Below are 18,022 nucleotides of genomic sequence, written 5' to 3' on the forward strand. Positions count from 1 at the left end.
GAATAGAACTTTCTGCTTACATCCCAGTGACTTTTTGGTGAGAGATTCGTCACTTTGGAAAGCGTATGATGAAAACAGCGCCTCCCTGGGGATGATTTTTAGCGGTAATGGTTCCTTCATGCCCCGTTATAATCATTTGGCAGAGAGAAAGACCGATCCCGTATCCGCCGGTGTTCTGGTTTTTTCCCTGGTAAAACCGGTCAAAAATACAGGGTAAATCTTCTTCTTTAAAACCGTTCCCGCTGTCATGGATTACAATCTCGGTAAAGAGCGGAGTATCTGTACCGTTAATCTCAAGTTTTCCTGTTTCGCCTGTATTTTCTAAACAATTTTTTAAGATGTTTTGCAGCGCCTGCAAAAGCCAGTTAAAATCCCCATAGATAATAAGCCCGCCTGTTACATTGATTTGCAAATCAATCTGATGCAGTTCCATTTGAATGAGAAAAGGGTGTACAGCAGCATGGATTAAAGAGTTTACATCTACAGGGTCATGCTGAAATATTACGATTCCTGCATCTAAACGGGATAATTTTAACAGGGTGGTAATGAGCCAGTCCATCCGTACCAGCAATTCTTCCATTTCACGAAGCAGTCGCTTTCTTTGACCTTCATCCGGGTTATTTTCAAGCAATGACAAAATGAGATTTATAGATGTAAGAGGGGTTTTCAGCTGGTGGGCGATATCCGCCAGTGAATCTGCAAGATGTTTCTTTTCTTTTTTTAAGGCCTCATTCTGTTCCCGGATGCGCAGTGTCATTTTACCTATTTCACTGTGCAGTATGGAAAGCTCCCCTTCGTCCAATTCTCCAATATAGAGATGATCCGCATTATGAAGTATCAGGTCGATCTCATTGGAAATGCGGGCAATACTTTTATATCTGGCTTTTGTGAATGCAAAAAACAGGGTACCAAAGGCAGCAGAAGAAGAGACTGCAAGAACTCCTGCCGCAGTACTGATTACAAATCCTATAATCACTGTGATGCCCGCCATGACAGAGAACAATAGGGCAGACTGCCGAAATTCCTTATTCCGAAGCATTTCCGCACCCCAATCGATACCCTGTCCCACGGACAGTCGTAATAATCTGTGGGTTAGCCGGATCGTCCTCGATCTTCAGCCGTAATCGTTTGATGTATACAGTCAGTGTATTGTCATTGACATATTCGCCCGCAGCGTCCCATAATTCGTCTAACAGCATACCCCTAGTAATGATATTTTTTGGATTGTTTAAAAACACCAGCAGCAGACGGTATTCCAAAGCAGACAGAAAGATTTCCATGCCGTTTTTTCTTACAATACTACTGGCCGTATCCACATGGAGTCCTCCAATCTCAAACTCAGATCCGGTACGCCCGCTTTTACGCAGGGCAGTTCTGATCCGCGCGATTAATTCACGGGGGCGAAACGGTTTTGTGATATAGTCATCTGCACCGATATTGAGCCCGGTAACCACACTGGCTTCATCCTGGCAGGCTGTCAGAAAGATTACGGGTATACGAAGGGTTTCCCTGATTTGTGTACATACAGTAAATCCATTTCCGTCAGGCAGTGAAATATCAATGAGCCCCAGATCAAATTTATTCTGTCCAAGTGCGGCAAGAGCTTCACCCTGGGTAGAAGCATGGGTGACTGTAAATCCTTCCGAACTCAGCAAAAGCATAAGGTTTTTAGCGATTGCCTTATCGTCTTCCACTAAAAATATACGTGGCATTCGTCTATCCTCCGATTTTTCATTATTGACACTATCACGCCCTATTATATTTCTTTTGACTGGCAGTTACAAGCCGAAGTATAATTTATACATAAAAAAATGAACCAATCCGGGTCATCAGGACTCTAAGTATATAGATGCATCTAAAAAAGGAAAGGAAACAGGTTATGAACGAAGAAAAGAAGGCTTTGGTGGAACTCATGCTTGGCGGAAGCGAAGCTGCATTTGACGAGTTATACCGTTCCTCTTCCAAAAAGCTGTACCGTATGGCGTATTTTATCACTGGAAACCGGTCTGACAGTGAGGACATCCTGCAGGAGACTTTTGTAAAATGCTTTCTTCACAGAGATAAATTAAGAGAACCGGAACGATTTGAATCCTGGCTCTATCAGATTCTGGTGAGAACTGCCTGGCGGATGGAAAAAAGGAAGAAAAGCAGGTCGGAACTCTCCTTTGAAGGGATTCTGGATCAGGAGGAAGATCACGTAAGAGCGGATTGGATTGAAGAGGATGAAAGGGGAAAAGGCCCCCTGGTAGTGATTTTAGAGGCTGAAACAGCTGGGCAGATCCGTGAAGCCCTTAGAAAACTTGATGTCAAATACCGTACAGTGATTCTGTTATATTATTACAATGAGCTAAGCACGAAAGAAATTGCCAGAGTGACAGGAACCATGGAGGGCACAGTGAAATCACGCCTGTTCAAGGCAAGAAAGCTCTTAAAGGGAATCCTGGAAGCGGAAGATATCATGGAAGGAGAACAGGAAAGGGGGATTTGTCATGGCTAGAACCTTAGAAGAACAGTTAAAACGTTTTATCAATACAGAACTGGATTCCATAACTCCGGATATGGACGAAGAACGGCGGCTATTGGAAATCCATAAAGAATTAAATAAAAGGAGTGATTTTATGAAATTTCGAAAAAATAAATTTGCAGTGGCATTGACATCAATTATGGTTATCATGTTATTTGGAACGGTTACAGCAGTAGCGGCGGGGAAAATCACAGGTTATATCAGTACAAGTGACGAAAAAACTCATTCCGCAGCGGAATTGCGTGAATTGTCAAAAACCAAGATGCAAACCTCCCCCAAAATCCCAGACAATTTCTCAAACGGTATGACATTTGTGAACGGTTACATTTCAGAGGTAAAGGGAGTTGACGATGATAACAATCAGGTTATCACCTATTCGGAAGTATACGCAAATTATGGCGGCAATCAGCAGGTGACCCTCACCAGCAATGTGCATCAGGACATGGCCTCAGAAGACTCGGATCTGCCAGGGCAGAATGAGGTCTATCAGGATATTAAACTCACTGCCAAGGAAGAACTGTATTTATTCCTGCCTGAGGGGAAAGAACCTACTGAAGAAGATAAGAAACTGGAAGAGGAAGGAAAGCTGACGATCAGCTATGGATCCGGTCAGGAAGAACGCAAGCTGTTTCGATCAGTAAGCTGGTCAGAGAATGGGATCGATTATCTGATATTCACATTTGCTGATAAAGAACTGAATTCTCTGACCTCCATGGCAAAGGAAGTCATAGATATGAAATAATTATTTTTTCTTTAAAACCTCTGCATACATCCAGCCATTGTATTTAAACAAAGACTGATCTTTTAAAATCGACATCTGTTTCCGCCAGTCTCTGGGAGTCTCTCCCATGATGGCAAGAAAATGCCGGTTAAAGCTTGAGATGGAGTGAAACCCCACCCGCTCAGAAATGTTTAAAACGGATTCCTCAGTCATGCGGAGTAAATCCGAAGCTTTTCTGATGCGGGTGGTATTTAAATATTCCAAGGGCCGGTTTCCCATAATCGAAGAAAACAGCCTTCTAAAATGAGCAGGACTCAGGCTGCATAGGTCAGCAAGCTGCTCCATGGGAAAGTCTTCCATAAAATGATACCGGATAAAGTCCAGAGCAGGGGCAATGACCAGCGCATTTTCAGGCGTCTGGTCTTTTTTCTTATGGTTTAAGGAGGCAGCTCTCATAAGATTGGTTGCCAGTGCCAGAAACAGACCGCGGACTGCGATCTCATAACCCGGTTCCTGTTTTTTCATCTCTTCCATTATTTCAGTGACAATGGAATAAATAACCGAATAATTTATTTTCCCCATAATCAGATTTAAATGATGATCCAGAAAGGAGAAGAGTTCCACATTATGAAGATCTGCACCAGAAAAAAATGGGTGGAGCAGTTCGCCCATATCTACAAACAAATAAGACCATTTGCTGTTGGTTCCGGGTGCGCTGAATGTGGTGTGCGGGATATCACAGGATATGGCAGTGACATCTCCTGCGTAAAAGGAATAAGTGGTATCTTCAAATTTAATGGTTCCGCTGTCAGTCTCACACAGCCCGATCTCCAGGCAATTATGAATATGAAGCCGTCCTGAGGGTACATCAGAGATACGCCAATGATCCCCAGTCAGAAGAAGTACAGGAAAATGAGCCGGTAAATCATAATCCCTGAATTCAATAACGGTCTTTTTCTTTTTAGACATATATTCCTGATACCTCCTTCTTTTACTCCTATAATTATACATGATATCTAATTCTCATTTCAATCAATAATCTTTAAAAAATAATCCTATATAAAGAAAAACCAAGCCTTAATCTGACAAAAAAGCAGAAATGCCCGGAAAATGATGGAATCAAGCCATTACAATTTTCTTGCCTGTAATAATAAATGATTGAAAATGCATAGTTTAAAGAATGATTTGATTGGAAACGAAATTGTGCATTTTTTATAATAGAGTTATAGAAAATTACGGAGATGGGGGGATATTATGGTGAAATCTGAAATAGAGGCGGGCTACGGTTTCAATAAGCAGAAAAAAAAGAATCGGTTACTTCGGTATTTGCAGCGGGACTGGCAGCTATATGTACTTATGGTTCTTCCAATGCTTTTCATACTGGTTTTTAAATTCCTGCCATACAGCGGTCTGTCCATAGCATTTAAGGATTATAAGGTGGCAAAGGGGTATGCCGGAAGCTCCTGGGTGGGATTTTCCATCTTTCATAAGGTCTTTGGCAAACGGGACTTTGGTCAGGCATTAACCAACACTTTGTTGTTAAATATCCTGGATCTGGTATTTGGTTTTCCCATGCCAATTATTTTGGCTCTTATCCTCAATGAAATCAAAAACAGATACTTTAAAAGTATCATGCAGACACTCTTGTATTTACCTCATTTTTTGTCCTGGGTCATTATTGGAGGAATCGGTTATTCCATGTTCTCCGTCAGCAGCGGTGTGGTAAATGTTCTGATAAAGAATGCCGGTCATAGTCCGGTTCCGTTTCTACAGGAGAATACCTGGTGGCTGATCAGCTATGTGCTCATTGGTGTGTGGCAGTCTATGGGCTGGGGAACCATTATCTATCTGGCCGCAATCACCGGTGTGAATTCCGAGCTTTATGAAGCGGCAAGAGTAGATGGTGCCGGAAGGTTAAAACAGTGTATTCACGTAACACTTCCCTGCATACGAAGCACCATAGTAACACTGCTGATTATGAATCTTGGCAAACTGATGGGTGGGTCCTTTGAACGGGTATTTGCTCTGGCAAATGCCAAGGCGACTCAATATACCACCACAATTCCGGTTTTGGTTTACCGATGGGGAATTGAAAGCGGAAAATTCAGCGAAGCAACTGCACTGGGACTCTTTCAGTCCGTGATTGGCCTGGCTCTTGTGGTGGCGGCTGATCTCATAGCCAAACGGCTGGGTGAAGATGGTCTGATTTAAGGAGGGGAAAAGATGGATCAAAATCAATATAAAAAGCCCTGGGCATGGACCAGGACCAGAAAAAAGGATTTTGCAGTTGATGTATTTTTTCATATCCTTCTCATTGCAATTTCAATGACATGTCTGCTTCCGTTCATCCATATATTTGCCAAGTCCGTCAGCAGAGAAGCATATGTAATTGCAAATAAGATCTTTCTGGTGCCAAAAGGAATCAACTTTGATGCTTACAGAAAAGTTTTACAGGATTCATCGATTGTAAGATCTTTATATGTCTCAGTAATCGTAACGGTTTCTTTCACTGCAATCGGGACATTTCTTACCATAAGCGCTGCCTACGCCTTAAGCCGGGTACAGCTAAAGGGCAGAAAAATCATGACATTTTTAATTATGTTCACCATGTATTTTACAGCCGGAACCATACCGGATTATTTACTGATGAACGACCTGCATATGCTGGATACCTGGTGGTGCATGATTTTACCTTTGTCATTTGCAGCCTATAATTTCCTGATTATGAAAAATAACTTTAAGGCCTCCATACCAGACAGCCTGATCGAGTCAGCCTTAATAGATGGTGCCAGCCATTTTAAAATTTTAAGCTATATTGTGGTGCCGCTTTCCAAACCCATTATAGCCACAATTTCTTTGTTTTACGCGGTAGGGCGGTGGAATGCTTATTCTGATGCATTATTCTATATCAAGCAAAGGGTGGATTTACGCCCGCTGCAGTTAAAACTTTACTATCTGGTGGTTGCTGCCAGTGAATCCTTTAAAGCAGAGGGAGGACTAACGGCAGGTCAGATCACCAATCCGGAGGTATTAAAGGCTTCCTGCATTATTTTTGCAACATTGCCCATTATCTGTATCTATCCCTTTATACAAAAATATTTTGTACAGGGAACCATGATAGGTGCAGTAAAAGGCTGATGATAATGGTAAGAAAGAAAAGGAGGATATTCATGAGGAAAAGGATGAGTTTAAAAAGGGCAGCGGCGTGGGGGACTATTTTTGCAATGACAGCTGGGGTGATGTCCGGATGCAGTGCCAAAAAGGAGGCGTCCGTCACTACCCAGGAGACGAAGAAAGAAGAAACCAGTCAGACGGTGGAAACTGAGGCAAAAGCAGAGGGAAAAAGTTACACAGATTATTCCAAGGGCTTTCCAGAAAAAGTAACCATTAAGATCCCTGTGTATGACAGAGGTTTCGAAGGCTGGGATCCCGCAAATAATTATTACACCAAGTGGATTCAAAAAGAGTTTGGCGATAAATACAATGTGACAGTCCAGTATGTGGCAATCAACAGGCAGAAAGAGATTGCAGATTATATGCAGATGATCGCTGCCGGCAATGCCCCTGATATTATTTTCCATTACGACATGCCCCAGGCGGTAAACTACAATTCCGAGGGCGCCATGCAGGAACTGGACCTTGATGAAATAAAATATTATGCACCCGACTACTATAAGAATGCAGAAAAAATAATCAGTCAATACGGAAAGCTGGATGGGAAAAACACATTCTTCTTTGCACAGAGAAATCCAATTTATTATAACTGGGTGACACTTATCCGGCAGGACTGGCTGGATAAAGTAGGAAAACAGAAGCCTGCCACAAGAGAGGAACTTCAAGAGGCAGCCAAAGCGTGGAAGGAAGCCGGGCTTGGCAAGCTGGGAGCCCAGATCGTAAATAAGAGCTATACCTACGAGTATCCATTTATCAGCTCTTCACCGGATAAAAAAGAACTGAATCTTTATCTGGATCTGAATGTTGCACCTCTTATCTGGAGTGCGACGAAAGCTTACTTAAAAACCATGAATCAGGAATTTAATGATGGAATCCTTGATCCTGAGTTTTACCTAAATGCAGATGATGCCGCTTGGAAAGCCGACTTTGTCGCTGGAAATGTAGGAACCTATTCCTTCTATATTTCTTCAAACACAGATGTGATAAGCAGTTTAAAGGCAAACGATCCGGGGGCAGAAGTTTCCGTTTTAAATCCTACAGCCATTTCACCCAAAGACAGCCATCCGTATTATTATAAATATCCCCCATACGGAATGGTAATGGGAATTAACTCTAAAACAGATGAAAAGCAAAGAGCAGCAGTCTGGATGTTTTTAAACTGGATGTCCCAGCCTGAAAATCTTTTCTATTTGCAAAACGGTGTGGAGGGCGCTAATTATACTTTGGATTCCGATAAAATTGCAGTACCTGTCAAGGATTTCAAGGGTGAATCCAAGCTGTCCAACAATAACAACAAGGATTACTGGTGTCTGGTTACTGAGATGGCTGACTACGGCGATGAGGCAAAAAATCTGAAAGCCAATATCAGGATGTTAGCTCCGGCTGGATATGAAGACCTGGTGAAACAATCCTATGATTATGCCAAAGAAGTGGAACAGTATGGGCTGATCAGTCCGATTTTCACCAAGAGCGTTGCTTCAACAGGTGAGTATGCGGCAGACTTAACTGCCATGTGGCAGGAATTTTATGTAGACATGATTACTTGCAAACCAGAGGAACTGGATGCAAAGTATGAAGCGTATTGTAAAGAATATTTAGACAACGGATATCAGGAAATTCTGGATGAAAAACAGAAGCTGATTGATTCCGGTGATTATATCGCTCAATAAGAACATGGGGCTGTTGCGGATCTGGCAGCAGCCCTTTCTTAAAAAGCGGGCGATCAATCATGTACGGGTAAAAGGAGTTATTATGACACAATATGTTTTTTATCAGACAGAGGACAGAAAAACTGGAATTCAAGTAGAACCATCCCGGTATTATGAATCCGGCGAAGGGTTTGGCTTCTCTTATTCCTGCAGACGGCCCGAGCTTAATACTGGATTTATTCCTGGACCAGAGGTTCTAAAGAAGATTGAAGTAAAACAGGATCAGAATGGCTGCTATGTTGATTCCAAAGCAGCATGTTACCCATTATCGTTCCAGGCAGATGTAAAGCAGCAGGGAAATTATCTCATGACGATCACCCTTTACGCCAGGGAAGAAGAAAAAGAGGTACTCTTGTTTGTGGGCAGAAGGCAGCTGGTCTGGCGGGGCAGCTTAAAAGCTCGGGAAGAGTGGAGCCAATCCTTTCCGGTAACCATTACGGATTTTATACCAAGAGGAGAAACAGAACGGTTTCGGGATGGGGCTGTAAAAGTGACTGTAATCAGCCGGTCAGTCCGTTTGAAAAAGCTGGACATAAAAAAATGGAAGGGGAGGACGATGTATCTGGCGGGAGATTCTACTGTGACCGATCAGACTGCCGATTATCCTTACAATCCCGCAGAGAGTTATGGGGGATGGGGGCAGATGTTTCCTGCATTTCTAAACGGCACATATGCGGTTTCCAATCATGCCCACTCCGGTCTTACTACAGAAAGCTTCCGGACAGAGGGGCATTATAAGATTCTGATGGAGTATATCATCAAAGGAGATATCTGCCTGTTTCAGTTCGGCCATAATGACCAGAAACTTGAACATCTGGACGCAGCAGGAGGCTACCGCAATAACCTGATCCGGTATATGGGAGAAATCCGGAAAAAGGAAGCCGTTCCGGTACTCATCACACCCATTGCCAGAAACAGCTGGCTGAAAAATGGAGAAATTTACGACGACCGCTTAAAAGAATATGGGGAAGAAGTTATGCAGCTTTCAAAAAATATGGCAGTACCTGTAGTGGACCTCCATGAAATGAGTATGGAATTTATAAAAGAACATGGTCTTTACCGGTCTGGACGATGGTTTTATCCCTCGGATTATACTCATACCAATGATTACGGTGCGTGGAAAATGGCTGGCTTTGTATGGAAAGGATTGATCAAAGCAGGTGTGATATCATCGGACGATAAGGAGATTCCAGTATGGGAGCCTCCAAAGGGAGCTGTCCGGTTATCAATAAATAAAGGAGAACATTTATGAGTGAGACAGAAAGAGGAAGTTTTACCCTTCCCGGAGAATCGGGCTATGAAGAATTAACCCTGGAGCTTGCAAAACGCTGGGGCGCAGATATGATACGTGACAGTGATGGGACGGTACTTTCTGATGAGCTGATTAACGCAGGATATGGAATTTATTCCACAATCTGCCTGATTCGGGATCACAACCAATGGGCAAACGCTCATCCCGAGCAGCTTCAGCAGACTTTTTTAATTACAGAGCCAAGATCAGCGACCGGTGAAACCCTGGAGATTTCTTTGTTGAAAGATTTTTATAAGGAACAGTTTCGTATCAATGAAAGCCCTGAATCCATAAAGTACTGGCAGGTATATGACCGAACGTCTAACATGGAGTTAAACAGGGATTCCTGGAGCTATGATCCCCTGACCCAGTCAGTAACAATCAGGGATATTGTGCCTTTTCATCAATACACCGTGAATTTTATGGCGTATCGGATATGGGAAGAGATCTCCATGTATAATCATGTAACCAATCACTGGGAGAAAGAACACCTGATGCCTCTGGACCCAAGACACGTGGAAACAAGAAGCTATTTGTACAACTGGCTTAAAACATGGTGTGAGGAGCATCCGGCCACAACCGTGGTGCGTTTTACCTCTCTCTTTTACAACTTTGTCTGGATGTGGGGAAGCAGTGAAAGAAAACGAAATCTGTTCAGTGACTGGGGTTCCTATGATTTCACGGTAAGCCCGGCAGCACTGAGAGAATTTGAAGAGGAATACGGTTATGGTCTGGTTTCCGAGGATTTTATTAATCAGGGAAAATTCCACGTAACCCATATGCCGCCGGGAAGACGTCAGCTTGATTATATGGAATTTATTAACCGTTTTGTGGTGGATTACGGAAAACAGCTGGTAGAGCTGGTCCACAGCTATGGAAAGCAGGCCTGCGTCTTTTACGATGACAGCTGGATCGGTCTGGAGCCCTATCACAGCAGGTTTAAAGAGTTTGGCTTTGACGGGCTTATCAAATGTGTATTTTCCGGCTATGAGGCAAGACTTTGTGCGGGCGTACCGGTTAAAACCCACGAGCTGAGGCTTCACCCCTATCTGTTTCCTGTGGGGCTAAACGGAACGCCTACATTTGCGCCAGGAGGCGATCCTACAAAGGATGCCCTTGAATACTGGAACAGAGTCAGACGTGCACTCCTGCGCCAGAAGATTGACCGGATCGGCCTTGGCGGATATCTTCATCTCACTGCCGATTTTCCGGATTTTTGCAGCTGCATAGAGAAAATAGCCGATGAATTCCGTACCTTTAAGGGACTGCATGAAGCAGGAGAGGTGTATACACTTCCCATAAAAATAGCTGTAGTCCACGCCTGGGGGAAATTAAGGTCGTGGACTTTATCCGGACATTTTCACGAAACCTATATGCATGATCTCATTCACATAAACGAAGCTTTATCCGGTCTTCCACTGCAGGTGGAGTTTATTAGCTTTGAAGACATTAAAAACGGAGCATTAAATAATGTGGATGTTCTTATTAATGCAGGGGCGTACGGGACTGCCTGGAGTGGAGGGGATGCCTGGAAAGAGGATGAGATTGTAGATGAAACAGCCCGGTTTGTCCATAATGGAGGTATATTTCTGGGAGTGAATGAACCCTCTGCTGCAGACGGATATCAGACTTTTTTCCGTATGTCACAGGTACTTGGAATTGATCAGGATACAGGTGCCAGAGTATGCCATGGGCGCATGGAATATAAGATAGAAACAATTCCCGGACTGATTCCAGAGGGAGCCAGGATAAATGGAAAAAAAGGCTTGTACTTAACGGATCAGGAAACCTCTGTCCTGGCAGAGGAAAACAATGTCCCGTCCATTACGTATCATCCATTTGGAACAGGAGCCGGAATCTATTTAAGCAGCTTTTCTTTTAACAATATCAATACAAGAATGCTGTTAAATCTCATTCTTTACAGCAGAAACAGGAATCTGGATCAGAACTATCTGACGGATAATCCAGAGACCGAATGTGCCTGGTATCCGGATTGCCGGACACTTGTAATAGTCAATAACAGTGAGGTTCCCCAGACTGCATCTGTTAAAACAGAGTATTCCGTAGTAAAAACTGTACTCGCTCCTTATGAAACCATAATAAAAGTAATGTGATCCAATTGGAACAAAAGTTCAAAAATAATTGGTCAATTGTTATGAAAAATAACAAAAAAACATTACAATTATTGTATAAATATGGTATAATCTGGTTGACATACAGACATGCTGCGGAAGGGGGATTACGCAATGATGTGGAAACGATTAGGAAAGGGGAAAAAAATACGGTTAGGAAACGGAGGTAGATTTACACATCTTTCAACAAGAATTGCATTTATGGCTGGAATCATGCTGGTGGTGGTATTTGGTATGTTAATCGGGTTTACCTCCCGAATGACAAAGCGTGCGATGCAGCAGTCAGCATTTGGGGAACTAAAAACCCTGGCATCAGAAAACGGGAAAGATATCCAGCAGATCTTTGATACCGCCAATCAGGTGTCAAACCGGATCACCTATTATCTGGAAAATTCATCGGAAAACAGAAGGCTGATGCTGAGTCTTAGAATCAAGGCAGGGAATACGGCGGAACCGTTTTATAAAAGCCGGATATCTGACAAGGTAACACTGGATACCAATGGTATGAGAATTGAAGATTACATGATTTCAACCATTCGGTCTTCTGTGATGTATTCTGAGGATATTAAAGGAATCAGCATTATGTTTGAGCAGTACGGGTTGAGTTCGGCTGCCAGAAGCTACGGGATCTATTCCAGCCAGGATGGAACTGTTACAAGCTGTGGTAATTATGAAGATTACTCATCAAAAGACTATTATCAGAAAGTGCTGGAGACGGGAGAACGGGTCATTACAGAGCCTTATGAGTCTAATGGTGAGATGATTATTACCATGGCAGTGCCGGTCAGTGTCAATGACAGGATGCTTTGCGTGGTTTCTGTCGATGTGGGACTGGATCGGTTCAGCCAGGTAAAAACAGCCGCTTCCTATCCCAGTATGTTTACCTTTATTCTGAACGAAGCCGGAACCATCATATCTGAAAGCACGGGAAAAGGACTTGCCGGAACCAATGTATCTGATTTTGTCAGCACCCAGTCCTGTAAGGAAGGGATAAAAGCAGGAGTTTCATCAGGAGAAGCGTTTCATGTAATTGATGGGGATCGTAAGGGACAAGTATATTATTTTTTTGAGCCTATCCAGTTAAACGGTTCCATCTGGTATTCCATAACAGCGGTAAATGCCGGCGATATGAATCGGGAAGCGGAGCGTATGGCTACCCTGATGACAGTCATATCTGTGGCAGCCATGATCATAATTTTGTTTATGATCACCGCAGTTATTAAGAAACAGTTAAGGCCCTTACATAAATTATCTGCAGCAGCGGAACAGATCGCAGAGGGAGATTTAAGCGGATTTTCCGGAGTGGAATCAAGAGATGAGATCGGTCAGACCGCAAAGTCCTTTGAGCGGATGTCGTCGAATTTAAAAATTATTATCGACCGGATTTCCCTGGCTCTTCATGAGATTTCGGACAATCATCTGGATCTGGATGTGGACATGGGGCTGTCCGGAGATTTCTTCAAACTGGAAGAAGCAGTAAAAAAAATTACATTAAACTTAAATGCGGTTATGTATGAAGTGAATCAGTCAGCCGGCCAGGTTGCTGCAAGTTCGGGTCAGGTAGCAGAGGGGTCCAAGGTTTTGGCAGATGGAGCAGATGCCCAGGAAAAAACCATTGAGCTGCTGTCAGAATCCGTAAATCATGTATCTGGAAATATCAAGAAGCTGGCGGAGAAAGCTGGAGACGTTTCCATGCAGGTTCAGCAGACCGGTACCGAAGTGGTAAACTGTGATATGTCCATGCAGAACTTATCAAAAGCCATGGATGAAATACGTGTTTCTTCCGGAGAAATTGAAAAAATAATTAAGGTAATTGAAGACATTGCTTTCCAGACCAATATTCTTGCACTGAATGCAGCCATCGAAGCTGCCAGAGCCGGAGAATTTGGCAAAGGCTTTGCAGTGGTTGCAGGTGAAGTGAGGAACTTAGCTGCCAAAAGCTCAGAGGCGGCAAAGAATACAACAGACCTGATACAGAGTTCCATATCGGCTGTGGAGAATGGAAACAGTCTTTTGAATGAAACTGCCAACTCTCTGATGAAGGTGCTAGAGGATTCGGCTATGGCAGTGGAAGCAGTGGATTCCATTTCTGCAGACGCGGGGAAAGAAGCCAGAGCAGTAGAAGAGATAACAAAAGAACTGGACCAGATATCTTTAGCAGTCCGCAACAATTCAGCCACAGCAGAGGAAAGTGCCGTTTCCAGCCAGGAACTTTCCAGACAGGCTCAGTTATTGCGCGAATTGGTGGAACGATTCCGGTTAAGAACCGAATAAGGGGAAAACGCAGAGGGATAATTAACATTTAACTCTGCGTTTTCCTTTTTTTCGACAGAAAACAGCAATTATTGTATTAATCTAACCAAAAATATATTCTGCTTTTATATAAAATATTGTATATATAATCTAAATAATTATACACAATATAAAAATTAACAATTAAATCATAAAATAAATAAAAGTATATTGACAAATAACGAAATACAGGTTATAATTATGACATAACAAAGGGAAACCAAAGTTACAAAGAAGAGAAAATCTAATGAAAGGAGGTACAGTCCACCAGAAAGAGCAGATCCGTTTCATTCGAAAGAATGAAACAAAAAACCCCCCACAATCTACCGATGTGAAAGATCAGTGGAGACGAATCAATTGAATGAAGTGCTGCATGATTCGTAGTAAAACAAAAGATGGATTCATTAAGAAACTGGTTGTAGCAACGGAGAGCGTAAAAAATTTATATAGAGCATGTTTAACACATACATAAATTGTAAGTAAACATGAGATGGAAAAGAGGTATTGATTCCAATGGACGAGATAATATAGAAAGGGATATCGATGATAAAATAAATAATCGGTATCCCTTTCTATCTGTTTAATCGATTATAATCCCTTCTAAATCAAATGGCGGTGTATATTCTTCCTTTGCACTGCTTTTTTCCTGCATAAATCCCTGTACCAGATCCAGCTCAATGGCTTTGTTAAGGACCTTATTGTATTCATAAGAGGTGATTCTGCGGTTAATTTCCGGGTACTGAACACTTTTGTAGAACGGAGTGTACTGGCTTAACAGGCTGATATAATACATTCCTTTTTCCAATTCCTCCTTTATCCAGGTAAGCAGAGCCATAGAATCATCTTTCGCTCCCGGAAGAACCATGTGGCGTATGATTACACCCTTTTCCATCAGTTCACCGGATGGGTCAAACCTGGGAGCCCCGGTCTGGCTGATCATCTGTTTAATGGCTTTTGAAGCTTTCTCAAAATAATCGGCTGCATTGCTATAACGGGCAGAGAGGGAGCTGCTTTGATATTTTAAATCAGGAAGCCATATATCCACATATCCATCCAGTGCTTTAATCACTTCTACTGATTCATATCCCCCGCAGTTGTAGACTACCGGAATGGAAAGCTTTGATTTAACAAGATCCAGGGCTTTCAACACGGACGGAAGGTACTGTGTGGCAGTTACCAGATTGATGTTGTGGGCACCCTCATCCTGAAGCCTTAAAAATATCCTGGAAAGCTGTTCTACTGTCAGTTCTCTTCCAAAATGTTCCTGGCTGATGGAGTAATTCTGACAAAAGCAGCAGCGCAGTGTGCAGCCCGAAAAAAAGACGGTTCCGCTTCCCCTGCTTCCGCTGATACAGGGTTCTTCCCAGTGATGGAGGGCAGCCCGGGCTGCCATGACAGTATCTGTGCAGCCGCAGTATCCAGTGCTTTGCCGGCGGTTAACGTTGCAGTTTCTGGGACACAGACTGCATGAATCATACATATAGTCAAAGTTCATATGATAGGCTCCTGTTGTTGACAAATTATTAATGGTACTTTAATATAATAAAAAATATGCCGGAAAAAGGCAATCAAAAACGACAGGAAATACATTATGGAGAATCAGTACAAAAAAATGGAAGCATTGAAATATGCCTTCCCCAAAACACTGCCCGTTATGGCAGGGTATGTGGTATTAGGCGCAGCCTTTGGAATATTAATGAGAGTAAATGGCTTTGGCATTTTCTGGGCACTCTTATGGAGCGTATTTGTATATGCCGGGAGTCTGCAGTATCTTGGTATTACATTTTTTACGGCAATGGTGAATCCCTGGTATGCGTTATTCATGTCTGTGATGTTGAATGCCAGACATTTATTTTACGGGCTGTCAATGGTAGATCAGTTAAAAGATGCCGGCAGGTTCAGGCCCTATCTCATATTTTCCATGACAGATGAGACTTTTTCAGTTCTTTGCAGTGAACAGGTGCCAGACCATCTTTCCAGACACTGGGTTTATTTTTTTATTGCGGCATTGGACCAGCTGTACTGGGTTTTTGGAACGCTTGCAGGAGCCATAGCAGGTACCATGATCCGGTTCGACACTGCTGGTATGGATTTTGCCCTGACTGCTCTGTTCACGGTGATTTTTATCGATCAATGGAAATCCTGTAAGGATCATGGACCGGCATGTATCGGAGTTATTTCTTCTGTTTTGTGCGTTATGCTTTTTGGCAAGGATGTTTTTATTGTACCTGCCATGGTGGTGATTATTTCCGTTATTACCATTGGTTATTGGAAGAGGAAAGATAAGGAGGAACGAAATTGAAACATTATTTAATCAGTTATGCACTAATTACGCTGGCTATGATTCTGGCTACGGTGCTCACCAGGTTTCTGCCTTTTCTCTTTTTCCCCGCAGGAAAGAAAACACCAAAATATGTGATTTACCTGGGCAATACACTTCCCTATGCTACCATAGGTTTATTAGTGGTTTACTGCTTAAGAGGAGTTTCTTTTACGGCCCATCCCTATGGCATTCCTGAGGTACTTTCCATCGCAGTCATAGCTGTACTGCATATATGGAAGGGAAATTCTCTTTTAAGTATTGGCGGTGGCACGGCTCTTTATATGGTACTGATTCAAACTTTTTTTAAATAACCGGGGAGCATGGAGGCTAAAAAAAGATATCTGATTCCTTTTCTTTGTGAAAAATGGAGTAAGATATCTTTTTTTATTTAGATAATAGACGCTTGTCTATTAAAAGATCAATAAAATCCCATTGTCAATTTATGGATACGTTGACAAATAGTTACAAAATATCGTATAATGAAAAAAACCATTTATGAAATGTCATGGTTCACATTTACCAAAGATGAGACAAGGAGCATAAGACTATGAAAACACCGGGGGATAAGAAGTGGAATCGGAAGACCCAAAAGGCAAAAGGAATGGGGTTGGGTAAGAAAAAGAATGGCGGAGCATCAATCAAGGCAAAATTATCTGTGAAATCATTGAAGATGAAGATGCTGATGTTTATTATTGCAATTATTCTTGGTCTTTCCGTGACCAACATGATTGTCAGTATTTCGGTAAGTTTTGGTGGTATAACAGATGTTGTAAAGAGTGATCTGGAAGCAACAGGAAAGCTGGTAAATAATCTGATCGTTCAGAATTTAGACCAGATGAAGGTCAGCATTGAAGCCAGTGCTCAGGGAGGAAGCTTAAAGTCAATTAACTCCAGAGTGGTTACAGAGTACTTAAGTAACCAGTGTACCCTTTATGGTTATAAAGATCTGGAAGTAATCAGTAAAGAAGGCGTAGTAACACGCAGTGCCAGCGGGGAGCACATCGGTGACAGCTTCGCAGGTATGGATTACATAACAAAAGCATTAAACGGACAGACCACAATTTCAACTACGGAATACGACAGCAACAATGCGCTTGTAATCCGGGTGGCTACTCCTTATGATTTTGGAATTCTTGTAGGTACCTATGACGGAAGTGTGTTAAGTAATCTGATTAAAGACTTTAAAATTGGTAAAACAGGAAATGCATTTCTTTTAGACAGTACCGGAACTTTAATCGGCGGCAACAATGCGGATCTTGTTCAGGAACGAAGCAACATGATTGAAAAGGCAAAGAGTGATTCTTCTTACGCCTCTATTGGAAAGATGTTTCAGAAGATCACATCTGGCGGCACCGGAATCGGAAAATACGAGTATATGGGTGTAAGCAGATTCTGCTACTACAGCCCCATAAGCGGCAGTGATGGCTGGTCACTTGGAGTTGTGGCACCGATTCATGAAACAACAACCTCAATTTATGCGGTAGTGGCAGGTATGTCAATTCTCCTGCTTGTATCTATTATTGCAGGCTGTTTCATGGCTTTCTGGTTTGCAGGTTCCATTGCAAGTCCGATATCTGCAATTGCAGACAGAATGAAGCTGTTATCCAATGGAGATTTAACCAGCGAAGTGCCGGTTATAAAACGGAAAGACGAGATTGGGCAGCTTGCTGAGGAAATCGGCAATTATGTTACCAGTGTCAGAGTATATAACAATACCATTGCGGCATCTATGGACAAGATCGCTTCCGGTGATTTCCGCCGTTCCCAGGACATGAACTTCAATGGTGATTATGTTGTGATACAGGATGCCATTATGAAGGCGGAAGATATGCTTTCTAAAACCATGGAAACATTTG

Annotated in this window: 14 protein-coding genes and 1 pseudogene; 11 read left to right on the plus strand and 4 right to left on the minus strand. The window is 42.5% G+C overall.

The genetic code is table 11. The features are described 5' to 3' along the window. Positions 1-49: 49 nt before the first annotated feature. Positions 50-1,039, minus strand: coding sequence for a sensor histidine kinase (locus BXY41_RS04825; protein WP_104435253.1), 990 nt, complete (start codon positions 1,037-1,039; stop codon positions 50-52). Beyond that, a complete protein-coding gene (locus tag BXY41_RS04830) occupies positions 1,026-1,712 on the minus strand; it encodes a response regulator transcription factor (RefSeq protein WP_104435255.1) in 687 nt (228 codons plus the stop codon). The genes BXY41_RS04825 and BXY41_RS04830 overlap by 14 nt, the downstream gene beginning before the upstream one ends. A gap of 167 nt (positions 1,713-1,879) precedes the next feature. On the opposite strand from BXY41_RS04830, the gene BXY41_RS04835 reads away from it, so the two are divergent. Together BXY41_RS04835 and BXY41_RS04840 are read left to right on the plus strand one after the other, a co-directional pair. After that, a complete protein-coding gene (locus BXY41_RS04835) occupies positions 1,880-2,497 on the plus strand; it encodes an RNA polymerase sigma factor (RefSeq protein ID WP_104435257.1) in 618 nt (205 codons plus the stop codon). After that, positions 2,490-3,266 (plus strand): hypothetical protein, encoded by a 777-nt coding sequence (locus BXY41_RS04840; protein ID WP_104435259.1) that lies wholly within the window; start codon positions 2,490-2,492, stop codon positions 3,264-3,266. The genes BXY41_RS04835 and BXY41_RS04840 overlap by 8 nt, the downstream gene beginning before the upstream one ends. On the opposite strand, the gene BXY41_RS04845 is transcribed toward BXY41_RS04840, so the two are convergent. After that, positions 3,267-4,214: a helix-turn-helix domain-containing protein gene (locus BXY41_RS04845; protein ID WP_104435261.1), complete on the minus strand. Its 948-nt coding sequence runs from the start codon at positions 4,212-4,214 to the stop codon at positions 3,267-3,269. It lies immediately after the preceding gene. 285 nt (positions 4,215-4,499) lie between these two features. Between BXY41_RS04845 and BXY41_RS04850 the strand changes: the two genes are divergently transcribed. The 6 genes from BXY41_RS04850 to BXY41_RS04875 all read left to right on the plus strand — a co-directional run bounded on the left by BXY41_RS04850 (position 4,500) and on the right by BXY41_RS04875 (position 13,825). Then, positions 4,500-5,456 (plus strand): ABC transporter permease, encoded by a 957-nt coding sequence (locus tag BXY41_RS04850; RefSeq protein WP_104435263.1) that lies wholly within the window; start codon positions 4,500-4,502, stop codon positions 5,454-5,456. Positions 5,457-5,468: 12 nt separating this feature from the next. Further along, the gene (locus tag BXY41_RS04855; RefSeq protein WP_104435266.1) at positions 5,469-6,383 is read left to right on the plus strand and encodes a carbohydrate ABC transporter permease; all 915 of its coding nucleotides are present in this window, start codon (positions 5,469-5,471) and stop codon (positions 6,381-6,383) included. Positions 6,384-6,415: 32 nt separating this feature from the next. Next, positions 6,416-8,089, plus strand: coding sequence for an extracellular solute-binding protein (locus BXY41_RS04860; RefSeq protein ID WP_104435267.1), 1,674 nt, complete (start codon positions 6,416-6,418; stop codon positions 8,087-8,089). 82 nt (positions 8,090-8,171) lie between these two features. Next, positions 8,172-9,380 (plus strand): rhamnogalacturonan acetylesterase, encoded by a 1,209-nt coding sequence (locus tag BXY41_RS04865; RefSeq protein ID WP_170072217.1) that lies wholly within the window; start codon positions 8,172-8,174, stop codon positions 9,378-9,380. Then, complete coding sequence (gnpA, locus tag BXY41_RS04870) at positions 9,377-11,533, plus strand: 1,3-beta-galactosyl-N-acetylhexosamine phosphorylase (RefSeq protein WP_104435272.1); 2,157 nt, start codon at positions 9,377-9,379, stop codon at positions 11,531-11,533. The genes BXY41_RS04865 and gnpA overlap by 4 nt, the downstream gene beginning before the upstream one ends. A gap of 132 nt (positions 11,534-11,665) precedes the next feature. Next, complete coding sequence (locus tag BXY41_RS04875; RefSeq protein WP_170072219.1) at positions 11,666-13,825, plus strand: methyl-accepting chemotaxis protein; 2,160 nt, start codon at positions 11,666-11,668, stop codon at positions 13,823-13,825. A gap of 598 nt (positions 13,826-14,423) precedes the next feature. Here the strand turns inward: BXY41_RS04875 and BXY41_RS04880 are convergent. After that, positions 14,424-15,338, minus strand: coding sequence for a radical SAM protein (locus BXY41_RS04880; RefSeq protein WP_104435276.1), 915 nt, complete (start codon positions 15,336-15,338; stop codon positions 14,424-14,426). Between the two features lie 96 nt (positions 15,339-15,434). On the opposite strand from BXY41_RS04880, the gene BXY41_RS04885 reads away from it, so the two are divergent. The 3 genes and pseudogenes from BXY41_RS04885 to BXY41_RS27415 form a co-directional block, all read left to right on the plus strand. Continuing rightward, on the plus strand, positions 15,435-16,145 hold the full coding sequence (locus BXY41_RS04885; RefSeq protein ID WP_104435278.1) for an AzlC family ABC transporter permease: 711 nt from the start codon (positions 15,435-15,437) through the stop codon (positions 16,143-16,145). After that, positions 16,142-16,477, plus strand: coding sequence for a branched-chain amino acid transporter permease (locus BXY41_RS04890; protein WP_278321413.1), 336 nt, complete (start codon positions 16,142-16,144; stop codon positions 16,475-16,477). The genes BXY41_RS04885 and BXY41_RS04890 overlap by 4 nt, the downstream gene beginning before the upstream one ends. Positions 16,478-16,890: 413 nt before the next feature. After that, a pseudogene (locus BXY41_RS27415) lies at positions 16,891-17,838 on the plus strand (PDC sensor domain-containing protein); the annotation flags it as partial. Between the last annotated feature and the right edge of the window lie 184 nt (positions 17,839-18,022).

Source organism: Lacrimispora xylanisolvens (assembly GCF_002934545.1).
Taxonomy (GTDB): domain Bacteria; phylum Bacillota; class Clostridia; order Lachnospirales; family Lachnospiraceae; genus Lacrimispora; species Lacrimispora xylanisolvens.